At 50.0% G+C, this 13,256-nt stretch carries 9 protein-coding genes; all 9 read left to right on the top strand.

All coding sequences use genetic code 11. From position 1 onward, the window contains the following. Nucleotides 1-17: 17 nt before the first annotated feature. The 9 genes from A8990_RS20365 to A8990_RS20325 all read left to right on the top strand — a co-directional run bounded on the left by A8990_RS20365 (nucleotide 18) and on the right by A8990_RS20325 (nucleotide 13,256). Nucleotides 18-2,723, top strand: a complete 2,706-nt coding sequence (locus A8990_RS20365) for an alpha-mannosidase (RefSeq protein WP_116190889.1) — start codon at nucleotides 18-20, stop codon at nucleotides 2,721-2,723. Nucleotides 2,724-2,758: 35 nt separating this feature from the next. After that, nucleotides 2,759-5,437, top strand: a complete 2,679-nt coding sequence (locus tag A8990_RS20360; RefSeq protein WP_116190888.1) for an alpha-mannosidase — start codon at nucleotides 2,759-2,761, stop codon at nucleotides 5,435-5,437. A gap of 15 nt (nucleotides 5,438-5,452) precedes the next feature. After that, nucleotides 5,453-6,529, top strand: a complete 1,077-nt coding sequence (locus tag A8990_RS20355) for a glycoside hydrolase family 172 protein (protein WP_116190887.1) — start codon at nucleotides 5,453-5,455, stop codon at nucleotides 6,527-6,529. 63 nt (nucleotides 6,530-6,592) lie between these two features. After that, nucleotides 6,593-7,876 carry a DUF455 family protein gene (locus tag A8990_RS20350; RefSeq protein WP_116190886.1) on the top strand — a complete coding sequence of 428 codons (1,284 nt, stop codon included), beginning with the start codon at nucleotides 6,593-6,595 and terminating at the stop codon, nucleotides 7,874-7,876. After that, nucleotides 7,869-8,180 (top strand): 2Fe-2S iron-sulfur cluster-binding protein, encoded by a 312-nt coding sequence (locus A8990_RS20345; protein WP_116190885.1) that lies wholly within the window; start codon nucleotides 7,869-7,871, stop codon nucleotides 8,178-8,180. Before A8990_RS20350 ends, A8990_RS20345 begins: the two co-directional genes overlap by 8 nt. A 29-nt stretch (nucleotides 8,181-8,209) precedes the next feature. Beyond that, on the top strand, nucleotides 8,210-9,034 hold the full coding sequence (locus A8990_RS20340) for a sugar phosphate isomerase/epimerase family protein (protein WP_245996120.1): 825 nt from the start codon (nucleotides 8,210-8,212) through the stop codon (nucleotides 9,032-9,034). Nucleotides 9,035-9,036: 2 nt separating this feature from the next. Then, on the top strand, nucleotides 9,037-11,208 hold the full coding sequence (locus A8990_RS20335) for a hypothetical protein (RefSeq protein ID WP_116190883.1): 2,172 nt from the start codon (nucleotides 9,037-9,039) through the stop codon (nucleotides 11,206-11,208). Nucleotides 11,209-11,262: 54 nt separating this feature from the next. Beyond that, the gene (locus A8990_RS20330) at nucleotides 11,263-12,093 is read left to right on the top strand and encodes a class I fructose-bisphosphate aldolase (protein WP_116190882.1); all 831 of its coding nucleotides are present in this window, start codon (nucleotides 11,263-11,265) and stop codon (nucleotides 12,091-12,093) included. 5 nt (nucleotides 12,094-12,098) lie between these two features. Further along, on the top strand, nucleotides 12,099-13,256 hold the full coding sequence (locus A8990_RS20325; protein ID WP_116190881.1) for a Gfo/Idh/MocA family protein: 1,158 nt from the start codon (nucleotides 12,099-12,101) through the stop codon (nucleotides 13,254-13,256).

The raw sequence follows: 13,256 nt of genomic DNA, 5'->3' as shown, positions 1-13,256 counted from the left end.
TTTTATGGAGGACGGAAATGAATAAATCGTTCAAGAAGAAACCACCGAATGGAGACATGATCGTCCATGTCGTTCCCCATACGCACTGGGATCGAGAATGGTATCTATCATATCAGAATTTCCGGATTCGACTCGTTAGGCTCATGGATAGATTGCAGTATTTGTTAGAAAACAAAAATTATCCTTCTTTTCATTTCGACGGTCAAACGATCATCCTTGAAGATTACTTGGAAATTAAGCCAGCCAATAAGGAAATACTAAAGAAGCTTATTACGGAGGAGAAAATCGATGTCGGGCCATGGTACGTCATGCCGGATGAATTTCTCGTAAGCGGGGAGTCGATTATTCGCAACCTTGAGATGGGCTTAAGCATGGCAGACGAATTCGGGAGAGGGGTGAAGCTTGGTTATTTGCCGGATATATTCGGGCACATCAGTCAGATGCCGCAGCTCCTGCAAGGATTCGGAATTGATAACATCGTATTCTGGCGTGGAATTGACGGCGGAGCTGAAGGAACGGAGCAGAAATCATCGGAGTTTATATGGCAGGGAGCAGATGGCAGTAAATTGCTTGCCAATCATTTGCCGATTCATGCTGGCTACAGTAATGCATTGTCTTTGCCTAGTGCCAAAGAAGAGATGCTCGAACGTATAAAGACGGAGTTGGATAAATTAACCGTCCGAAATACAACTAAGCATCTACTTTTAATGAACGGAACGGATCATACGATGCCGGAAGAGAATCTTGTCGAGATGGTGGAGTGGATGAACGAGCATTTCGAAGGGTTCACCTTCATCCACAGCACTGTGGATCAATATGTGCAAGCGGTGAAGGGGGAAGCGCACCGCGAAGAACTGCAATCGTTGCAGGGGGAGCTTCGTAGCACGAACTATTCACCTTTGGGTCATCATAACTTCGTATTGGCAAATGTCATGTCGACGCGCATGTATTTGAAGATGCAGAATGAGCGCGCTCAAGTAATGTTAGAGCGCTGGGCAGAGCCACTATCAGTATGGTCATCACGAATAGGCGGGGTTGATTATCCTTACGAACTGCTTCGCCAGTCATGGAAATATCTGCTGCAGAACCATCCGCATGATAGCATTTGCGGTTGCAGCATTGATGAGGTGCATGATCAGAATGAAACGAGATTCGAATGGTCGTCGGAAATCAGCACCCAACTCGCTTATGAAGCGATGCATGGCATCAGCGCTCAAATTAACACAGAAGGTTTGGATGAAAGTGCGGTACCAATACATGTATTCCATACCGGACTACAGGATGGAGAAGGCATGGTAGAAGCGGACATTTTATTCCCGGACGGAGAGGAAATCAGAAATCTGGAATTGAGGGGTATAGATGGTGCTTTGATTCCCTCGCAGGTGCTGGAGAGCCGCAAACGAGCAGTTGCCAAACATGCTTATGATCATCATCCGCTTATTCCATATTGGCAAGCTGCTAAGGTTCGTTTCTATATGCCGTATGTGCCAGCTCAAGGTTATACAACCATATTGGCAAGACCTACTCGCAGATCGAAGGTTTGGGATAACAGTCTGATCACTCGGCCTAGAACAATGGAGAATGAGTGGATCAAAGTGGACATTCGTTCCGACGGCACATTCGATCTGACAGATAAACACTCCGGTCGTGTATATCCGGGACAACATACGCTCGAGGACGGCGGCGACCGAGGAGATGGATACGTTTACTCCCCTCCGTTGTATGACGAAGTGTTTGTTGGCGGCGGAGAAGAATGCGCGATCTCCGTCATCGCGGATACACCGGATTTTGCTATAATTCGCATTTCACGATCTATGCTCCTTCCTCTGTCGCTGACTGGTGACCGCAACGCCAGAACCAAGGAGAAGAATCGAGTGAGCGTGGAGACAGAAGTGACGCTCTTGCGACATACGAGACGAGTCGAAATAAGAACGACTGTCGTCAATAGCGTAAAGGATCATCGCTTGCGTGTCTTGTTCCCGACGAATGTTCAAACGGATCAATCAAGAGCAGGATCCCAGTTCGACGTTGTGAAGCGTAAGGTGTTTGTCCAGCAACCCAATGATGAAGTGTGGGTGGAGGACGCACCCACGACGTATCCAATGCATGGCTTCGTAGACGTTTCCGAGAATGGCAAGGGCTTTGCTCTCTTGTCAGGCGATCTGACGGAGTATGAGATATGTTCTGATTCTGCCAGAACATTGGCTCTGACGTTGCTGCGTTCCGTCGGGCATCTGGGTTCACCAGATCCGCTGAAGATTAACGCTGGTGCCGGGCCGGCACTCGAAACACCGGGATCGCAGTGCCTGCGCTCGATGACGTATAATTACGCGATCGTTATTCATGAAGGAATATCGGACAGTGAACTTGTCCGACAGGCGGACGCTTACCGCGCCGGCTTACGTTATTATCAAGGAACACCGGGCAAGCAAGGAAAGCTTCCTGTTGAAGCGTGCTCCTTCCTTCGATTGACAGAGGGTAACTTGTCACTTAGTGCTCTGAAGCGGGCTGAAGACGGAAAGGGTTGGATTGTAAGACTGTACAATCCGGCTTCGGAAGCTCAAAAGGCTGTTCTAACATTCAAAGATCCTATTGCGCAAGCAGCAATGACCAACCTGCAAGAAAGGCAATCGGAATCCATTCAACATGCGGGCAAGCACATTACCGTAACATTCGAGCCGAAACAAATTCGGAGTATTCGATTCAGCTTTGCCGGCGAATAGCCTCAAATGATAAAAAAAAGGGAGAGGGACTGGCCATGAAACCAAGCTTTCACGTGATTTCGCATACCCACTGGGACAGGGAATGGTACCTGACCTTTGAACAGTTCCGTTTCAGACTAGTTGACCTGATCAACGGGCTGATTGAGTTACTTGAGTCTGATCCTGAATTCGAAGTATTCCATTTGGACGGTCAGACCATTGTTTTAGAAGACTATTTCGAAATTCATCCGGAAAACAAAGAACGTCTGGAGAAGCTAATTCGCGAAGGAAGGATCCTTATAGGGCCTTGGTATCTGCAAAATGATGAATATTTGACAAGTGGAGAAGCAACTATCCGGAATTTGCAGACAGGCATCACCATGTCTCGTCAAATCGACAAAGAGATGAAGGTAGGTTACTTGCCCGACCAGTTCGGCAATATCTCGCAAATCCCGCAAATTCTTCGCGGTTTCGGCATCGGCAATGTCGTGTTTGGAAGAGGCTACGACAATTTCAAATCCCATCAAGAGCAGGAATTCCTATGGGAGGGTGCAGACGATAGCCGAATAACGGCGATCTTCATGCCGAACTGGTACAACAATGCGCAGCGCATACCCGAAGATCCAGCCAAGGCGCTTAAAACATTAAAGCTAATTCAAGCCAAAATCGACGAACGTAAACAAACCAACAATTATTTGCTGATGAACGGCGTCGACCATTTGGAAGCGCAGGAGAACTTAAGCGGTATTCTGAAGGGACTACGTGAAACACTTGGCGATGAGGTCGAAATTCTCCATACGACTCTGGAAGAACATATCCGGAGAGTAGAGGCGGAGCTCTTGTCGCCAGCCGTTCAGAAAGGCGAGATGAGGGCGGGAGACGATTATCACATCCTGGCAGGCACACTGTCAGCGCGCGTTTATCTTAAGCAGGAAAACGTAAAGGCACAGGATCTGTTGGAGAAGTGGATCGAACCGCTTGCGGTTTGGGCAAGAATGTCCGGTTTAGGCAGCTATCCGGAAGCCTATCTCACGTATTTATGGAAATCGCTGATGAAGAACCATCCCCACGACAGCATTTGTGGATGCAGCCAAGACGAGGTGCATGAACATATGATGGACCGATTTGAGGCTTTGATGGAGGCTGGCGAAGAAACTCTTCGGCGGCAAGCGCTGAGCCTGCTGAGAGGAATCAACCAGGAGGGAATGGGAGATGACGATCAACTGATCGCCGTGTTCAACCCCTCCACATTGCCATTGTCAGGATGGATCGAGCAGTGCATTGATTTTCTGGAGAAAGACAGCGTTCAATCGTTCCGTATCTTTAATGCGAAGGGCGAGGAGGTTCCTTATCAAATTATTAGCCAGACCAAAACGAGAAAACAAAGACTCAGCCCTATTAACTTACCCACGGAACTGCCGGTAGATCGTTATACTATCGGATTTGCCGCGGAGCAGGTGCCGGGGCAGGGCTACACTTCTTATCAGGTTATCCCAAGTCAACTTCCTGCAGCTTTCGAAGCGCCGCAGAATGAAGAAAGCAAGCTGGAGAATGAATTCTTGCGTGTGACGGTAAACCCGAATGGGAGTCTGAATCTGTTTGATAAGATTACTGGAGAGACGTATGAGCAACAGCTTATTTTCGTAGACGATGCGGATGCGGGAGACTTGTACGTATTCAAATATTTGCATGGTGATAAGTCGCTCACGTCCGCCGAGTTAAGGGCACAAGTCCAAGCGACGGTTACGACTGAGGGCTACCAAGCAGTCGAAATTGGCTGGCAATGGGAGCTGCCGGCGAGTCTCGCGACGGGCGGAGCATCAAGGTCGGAAGACAAGGTTGGATATCCCATAAAAGCGATGCTCGGGTTGCTCCGGCATGCAAGACATTTGGATGTCCGCATCGAGCTGGACAACGCGGCGAAGGATCATCGATTACGCGTTCGGTTCCCGATTGCGAATGCGGTGCCAGGCACCTTGGCAGGAGGTCAATTCGACGTGCTTCGCCGAGAAGCTTCATCTGGAAAGGAATACGTTCGCAATGCCAACTCACAGCCAAACTGGAAGTGGGCAGCGGCAGGCTGGGAGCAAGGCATGGCCGTTTACAATAAGGGATTGCACGAATATGAGCTTACTGAAGCTGATACGGCACTCGATTTGACGCTGATCCGAAGCGTTGGAACGATCTTTGGACGTCCAAATCCGCTTCCGCACGAGAATGATGACAATCCGCTTGGGCAATGCCAAGGCATCTATACGTTTGAGCTTGCGCTCAGGCCGTTCGGCGCTTCTGACAATGCGGCAATCCTCGCCAGGGAAGCAGAAGCTTACCATCACGGACTGCGATCATATGTCGTTCCGGTTAGAGAAGATAAATGGGCTTCGGGCAGACCATGGGTGCAGGACAGCGAGATCGGTGATTTGTTCAGCAGACCGGATCCAGACGCAGGCAAGCCGCGACTTCCGAGAGAAGCAAGCTTCGTTATGCTTCAAGGAGATGGCGCTGTCTTGAGCGCTGTCAAGAAACGTCTTGGCGGCTCCGAAATCGCGGTCCGCTTCTACAATGCTCTGGATGTGCCTACATCCGCTTGCTTGACTCTGGCCGCGGGTATCTCGCGAGCCTGGAAAGCTGATTTGATGGAACAGCCGACCGAAGAACTGCAAACTGAAAATAATACTGTTACAGTGCAGGTCAAACCAAAAGAAATCATGACAATACTTGTGCAAACAGGTTAAGGGAGCGGACAAGATATGACCTTCAATGGACTTGGGATGGGACTTGGCAATTTATCTCGTGTATCAAATGCCAAAACAAGATCGATCAGCCCTGAAAACTTTACCGGAGAAAAGGGCAAAGGCGCAATGGCTACAGAAGGCACAGGAGCATCCTGTGCCCGAGACCTAGGAGTTGGATGGAAGATTTCACCTTCTGTCTGGGTGGAGGGCAACCAAACATTTACGATGGCAGAAATTGAAGGTCCTGGCGTCATTCAGCATATATGGCTGACTTGCCCGCCGGAGCGCTGGCGTTCGCTCGTGATCAACATGTATTGGGATGATGAGAAGGAGCCCTCTGTGCGCGTACCGGTCGGTGATTTCTTCGCAAACGGCTGGTGCGAGAGAAGCAACGTGAACTCACTGCCGATTTCGGTGAATCCTGCGGGCGGCTTCAACTGTTATTGGGAAATGCCATTCCGCAAGACAGCCCGAATCGAAATGGAGAATATGAGCCATGAGAATGTGGTGCTCTATTACCAGATTGACTACGCCTTAACGGAAATACCGGAAGATGCTGCTTACTTCCACGCACAGTGGAGACGCAGCAATCCTTTAAAATTCAAAGAGGTTCACACTATACTGGATGGTGTGAAAGGCAGAGGACATTACGTAGGCACTTACTTGGCTTGGCAGGTAAACAGCAACAATTGGTGGGGAGAAGGCGAGGTCAAGTTTTATTTAGACGGCGACGGCGAATACCCTACTATCTGCGGGACAGGAACCGAGGACTATTTCGGAGGGGCTTGGAACTGGGATATGAACAACCAGTACACGACGTATTCGACTCCATTTCTAGGCATGCATCAGGTCATTAAGCCGGACGGCTTGTACCGGGCGAACCAAAGGTTCGGGATGTACAGATGGCATGTCATGGATCCGATTCGTTTCGAAGAAGAGCTGAAAGTAACCATTCAAGCGCTTGGCTGGCGTACGCATGGACGTTACTACCCGCTTCGGGATGATATCAGCTCGACCGCATTCTGGTATCAGCTGGAGCCGCACGCTCCGCATCCAAGCCTGGGCTCTGTAGATGATCTAGAGGTTGTTTAATAGTAGAGTGATTTCGCTCAAGATGGTATTGGATCAGACGACCAAGAGTTAGGGGGAGACAGCATGGAAGAGAAAGTAATCGTTATGGGAGAAGCAGGACGGAAGGCAGTCGATGACGCTTCCGCAGTCCTGAAGCGCCTGTATTACACCGAGAGAGAATGTATGAGAACGCTAGGCGGATATTTGGTCAGCGTATCTGATTGGGAGCTCAAAAAGAAGCTTCCTTACCATATTTGGCAAGACTCACTGCGTGCGGACGCGCTGCGCTCACGCGTATTAGAGCTTCGTTATCCAAGAAGAGATGTCGATCAGGATCATGATGAGGCTTTGACCCAATACCTTCAGCAGCTAATCCGCAGTTTGAATGATGCGGAATTAATCGTTGGAGTCTACTTCGTCACGAAGCAGGCGCTCGCAGAGGCTTATGATACCTACCTGACAGAATCGGATCCTCTTGACGATGCTCCCACCTACGAATTTATGAGAAGATTTTCGTCCGAGATACACGCCCAACTGGACGAAATCCGTGCGATCTATGATGCGCTTCCAGAAGTTATATCGAACGAGGACCATACAAGAACACAGGCGCTGTCTGAGCTTCTGCAAGAAATAGGCGGCTTGTTCGGAACGGAAGCATCGAAAGGGCCAGTAAGTATTTCCGAAGCGCTCGTTCGAGAGCCTTATACCGCTCCGCTCGTTCCAGCACGCGATCCGCGTTTCCGCAAGGCAATCTACCATATGCCCCCGGTTGAATGGAATACGTTCCTCGAACACCAAATTTGGGGCGGTATCAACCATGTCAATGAGATTTGGGCGGCAGAAGTGCCGGGAACGGTGCTTTGGAAGTGGGATGACATGCCTTGGGAGTTCTATCTGGAAACGGCTCGCTGGTGCTTTGACGAATCCCGCCACTGTATGATGGGCGAGCAGCGCATGAAGGCTTGGGGCTTCCGGACGGGCATTGACTTCCCGGTTGTCGGAGACCATTACGAGTCAGTATCGCATATGGGCGAGCTTGCGCTTCTATGCTTGCTTCATGATTTCGAAACGAACGGCCCGGGACTCAAAAGCACGTTCAAGGCCAAGTTTGAAAAAATGGGCGACACAGCCAGCTCGCAAGACTTCGACTATGATTGGGCGGACGAAAGCATCCATCTTCAATATGGTTATAAGTGGTGTTTACACCGTCTTGGAGGAGATAACGATAAGCTCGAGGACTTAAAGGATGAAGTCAGGGAGACATGGAATGCTTGGATCGAGCAAGCTCATCAAAGATGGGATTACGAGCCATTTCTCTCGGAGTTGCGTCAAAAAATCGTGAAATTTGAGGCGATGGCGTGTGAGTGAATATCGGATTACATTGGAATCGGGCGAGAGCTTCATGGCCAAGCAAGGAGAGCTGCTGCTGGATGCAGCTCTACGCCAAGGCGTAACAATTAATCATTCCTGCAGAAACGGAACGTGCCGAACGTGTCTCTTCGAGATAAAAGAAGGCAGCGTGACCCAAGAAGGCGAGGAAATTTGCATGATCAGCCAGCAAGAACGAGAGAATGGCAGGCGACTCCTCTGCATGTCTACGGCGAACAGTGATGCGGTATTAGGGAAGCTGCAACGGCGCAAACGAGCATCAGAAGGCAGTGCTGTGGAATGAGGTTGCTCGTACAGCAAGCCATGTGGTCGATGGAAGGCTTGGGTGAGAATGGCCGGGAATGGAGCTTGGAAGAAAAATTGGAACGAATCTCCGCAGCGGGTTATGGAGGCGTTTATGACAATATGCCCGAGCCGGAACGAGAGAAGGAATATTTCCGACTTCTGGATCGATACAGTCTATCTTTCGCTACGCAAGCCTTTCCTGGTCGCAGAGGTGATATTAGCGAATTGGCGGCCAGGGCGAAACATGCAGGTGCGCTGTACATGAATGCTCAAGTTATGGATTCATTTGTTGTAGGCGATGATGCCTTGCGCCTTCTGGATGGTTTGATGGAGGAGGCGGCCGTCTCCTCCCTTCCTTTCTTTGTGGAAACGCATCGTGGACGCATAACACAGGATTTGCTGCGAACGGTCGAATACGTGAATGCGCTGCCTTCGCTTCGTTTAACTATCGATCTGTCTCATTATGTTCTTTCCGGAGAGATGCAGGAGCCAGGCGCTGAAGCGGAGCAGGCTTTCGCCAAGCTGCTGGAGAGAACCTCTTGTATTCATGGGCGCATATCCAATAGTCAACAGATACAAGTTCCTTGGGAGAAAGATGGAGTTACCAAACTGCCAATTACAAATCATTTTGTCCGTTGGTGGACAACAGGCATGAAGCATAGGCTTCAAGATTTGCAACCTGGCGAGGTATTCCCGTTTGTGACGGAGCTTGGTCCTCCTCCATATGCGATAACTGTAGAGAATGCTACAGGAGTATACACGGAGCCCCTGAATCGTTGGGAAGCGTCGCTCATAATGAAAAAGCTTGCTGAGGAATGTTGGGAAAAGGCGACTGGGGAGGAGAAGAAATGAGGATGATCAATGATAGTGGTATTGCGTTGGACTCGCTGCCTGCCTTTACTCCTGTTTATAAGCCTGATGGTTCCATAGAAATTCGATTTCATCGCAATATCGGGGAAGAGATCACTGTTTCCATGGATGCTCCTTTGCAGATTCTTGGTGAAGGCGGCATGTTCGACCATATTCATAAGGTTCCGATATGGAGAATGTCGTGGGTAAACGAAGACGGCTTGCGCATGTCTTGGGAAAAAGGCGAACGGCATACTATGCTGCCAGGCGACAGTCTGGAGCTGTTTGGAGCCGTATTCAATCCCAACGAAGACGGTGCTGAGGACTGGCACTATACAGCCTCAATCCGCTGCTTGATCGGTTCGAGGACTGTTTACCTGGAAGGGCACGTTAAGCTGGTATACTCTGGAGAGTTTCCTGTCCATGCTACGGCAGGGTTCCAGCTGGAGGTGCAGGACAGCGGTAATCCCCGATGGATGGTGCCAGGCATGTTCTACAAAGACAATCGAGACCCTTCCTGCCATCGTATCTACCCAAGGTATGAGGAGCATTGTTATGATGCGGAATCGATGACAGCCGATGCTTGGTCATTCCGGGCAGACCGCTGCAGTCTTCCTGCTGCTCTCGTTTGGACGGACGGCATGATGACGGCGATATCTACGGAAGAAACCTTTGCCTCAAGCCGTGGTGGTACAAATCAAGCCGGAGTCGCTTTTGGACGAAGGAAGGGACAAACCTTCCTGCGCCTTCATTTTCCTTATACAGAAGAACCGGCTGTTTTCTACGGTTTCCCAACCTCGAAGCCCGCAGATATTCCGGGCATGAAATTCGAGAAGGGAGACGATCTCACGTTCCGTTTCCGCATGTATCTTGCAGGTCCAGAGCTTCATGGCTATGATCCTTTCATTCGTTCATTATATGATGTGAACAAAGAGCAGCATCCGCTCAATCCTTGGATGAGCGACTCTAAGGCAGCTGAATTAACCGCCTATGGTTTGTTTAATTGGCATTACAAACCGGAGTATGATGTGTTGTATGAAACAATCGCATTCGACCGGGAGTTGAATACAGGTGCGCAGGGCAAGGCGGATCGCCCGCATATGCACGTCGCATGGGTAAGCGGTGCGCCCTATGCTTATTCTCTTATGCGTTACGGAGCAGAAAATCGCAACAAAGATTATTACGAAGCGGGAAGAAGAGTGCTGAACAAGATTGCATCGGGGATCGCGCCGCTTGGCACGTTCTGGCCGGAATGGACGCTTGAGAACGGATGGGGCACAGGCTGGAATCCGAAACCGCATTGGGTTCAGGCGAGGACGGTCAGCGAAGCGACTTTGTTCATGATACGTGCGTTGTCGTTTGAACGAAACGCTGGACGAACTCATCCTGCTTGGGAGACGGCCATAAGAAGCAATCTCGAGTTTGCGTGCCGGGCACAGCGAGAAGACGGTCACTTTGGCTCCTATTACCATGTGGAGACAGGCGTTGTCGAAGTTTGGGAAGGAGCCGGAGGTTTATTGTGGATTCCGGCTCTAGTCGAAGCAGCAGAACTGCTAGGCGATTCGCGCTATAAGGAGAAGGCACTGCTCGCGGGGCAAGCTTATATTTCGTACGTGGAAGACGAATACATCTATGGAGCGCCGGAAGACGTGCATCTGACCGCGACTTCGGAGGATGGTTACAACGCGGTGATGGCGTATATGTCACTCTATCGAATCGATGAAAGCGAAGAGAAGGCCAACTGGCTTCGTTGTGCGGCTTCTGCCGCTGATTGGACCATGACCTTCAGGTGGAGCTATAATATCAAATTCCCCGAGCATTCGTTGTTGGCGAGGTATGAATATCACACCAGAGGGGCAGACAATGCATCACCAGCCAATAATCATCTCCATAATTATGGTCTGGTATGCATGCCTGAAATGCTCCAATTATTTGACGCTACGGGAGATTCCTACTACTTCGAACGTATGCGAGATCATCTCTTGTGCTTTCTGCAGTTCATTGCGAGGGAAGATGGTGACTTTAATGCCTATAAGGGCATGGTAACCGAACGTTATTATAATACGAACTGCTTCCAACCGAAGGGCATGATTCTAGGTTTGGCTCACACGTGGTGCTCGGGTCTTATTCTGTACGCGCACCTTGTGCTTCGTGAACGCGGCATTGAGATGAAGTGATTTTAAGAATCCGCAACTGATGCTCTGAATAAAGGAAGCGAAAGGGAGAGAGAAATGACAAAAGCAAGACGAAATCGGATGTTCAGCGCGCAGGGCAAATGTTTTGATGTGGCAATCGACCACGGATTTTTTAACGAATACTCGTTCCTGGGCGGCATCGAGAATATGAAGGAGGCTGTTCAAACCATTGTTGAGGCTGGACCAGACTGTATCCAGCTTAGCCTCGGCCAAGCTAGACATTTGCAGGAAATTCCGGGCAAAGAAAAGCCAGGTCTCGTGCTTCGCACGGACGCAGCTAACATTTATGGCAGCAAGCTGCCAGAGAAGCTGTTTAGCGAATTGATTGATTCTGCAGTGGAGCACGCTGTTCGTATGGATGCTGTGGCGGTATGCGTCAATTTACTGCTGCTTCCAAACCAACCGGAGCTTCACCGTCAATGCGTTAATAACGTAATGAAGCTGAAGACGGCTTGCGAGCAATATGGCATGACGCTTATGGTGGAGCCGCTTGTTATGCTGCCGAATGATAAGAAAGGCGGTTATATGGTAGACGGAGATCTGCATAAAATTATGCCACTCGTTCGTCAAGGCGTTGAATTGGGCGCCGATGTCATTAAAGCAGATCCGACGGACGAGGTGGAGAATTACCACAAGGTCATCGAGGCAGCCTCCGGCATTCCTGTACTCGTGCGCGGCGGCGGCAGAGCTTCTGACGAGGAGATCGTAACACGTACGGTTAAACTGATGGAACAAGGCGCCTCCGGTATCGTTTACGGACGGAACGTCATTCAGCATCCGAATCCTTCCGGCATGACGAAGGCTCTTATGGCGATCGTACATGATGGTGCAGACGCAGGCAGCGCCTTGTCGCTCTTGGAGGGATAATCGATATGAGTAAAAAAACGATTCGGTTTGGCGTAATCGGTTGCGGCTTGATGGGCAAAGAGTTTGCCAGCGCCGTAGCACGATGGTGCCACTTGACAAACGTAAACTTTGAACCTCGAATTGTCGCTGTCTGCGATGCGAACCAGTCGGCAATCAACTGGTTTACGACGAGTGTTCCTTCTGTGAAGCGCTCTTATACGAACTACAAGGATTTGCTTGCTGATGAGGAGGTGGACGCGGTGTATTGCGCGGTTCCGCACAACCTTCATGAACGTATTTATTCAGATATCATCAATGCGGGCAAACATTTGCTTGGCGAGAAGCCATTTGGCATCGACAAAGCAGCCAACGATGCGATTATGGAGGCTATAAACGCAAACCCTGGCGTTGTGGTTCGAAGCTCTTCTGAGTTTCCATTCTTCCCAGGTGCGTTCCAAATTAGCAAGTGGGTCGAGGAAGGACGATTTGGCGACATTATCGAGGTTGAAGCCGGTTTCTGGCATTCCAGTGATTTGAATCCGAACAAACCGATTAACTGGAAACGGATCGTCGCAAGCAATGGTGAATACGGATGCATGGGTGATCTGGGGCTCCACGTGCTTCATCTGCCTCTTCGCTTCGGCTGGAAACCGAACAGCGTGAGAGCTCTGCTGTCCAAGGTTGTTGACAAACGCCCGGATGGCAAAGGTGGCTTTGCTTCCTGCGAGACGTGGGATAATGGGATTCTGGCTTGCGACGTCAAATCGCAGGGTCGCCAGTTCCCGATGATGCTTTCGATGAAGCGCATTGCGCCTGGCCATGCCAATACTTGGTTCATTAGAGTGACCGGCACAAAAATGTCGATGGAGTACAGCACGAAGCAGCCGAAGCAGATTGCGTATCTGAACTATGAACCAGGCGGCAGCCAGGCTTGGCACGTAGAGGATGTAGCTTACGTGTCTGCGTACCCTACTATTACCGGAGGCATCTTCGAATTTGGATTTTCGGATTCCATTCTTCAAATGTGGGCAGCGTTCTGTGATGAGATCGTTAATGGCGATCAGATGTTGCAGTCATTCCGCTGTGCGACGCCTGAGGAAGCGGCGGACAGTCATCGTCTGTTCACGGCAGCACTCGAGTCACAAGCAGAAGGAGAAACAATCAAGCTGAATTGGGAGGGATAA

The organism is Paenibacillus taihuensis, assembly GCF_003386535.1.
Lineage (GTDB): Bacteria > Bacillota > Bacilli > Paenibacillales > Paenibacillaceae > Paenibacillus_Z > Paenibacillus_Z taihuensis.
The sequence above is the reverse complement of the archived record's forward strand: the minus strand, read 5'-3'. Positions and strand labels throughout refer to the sequence as shown.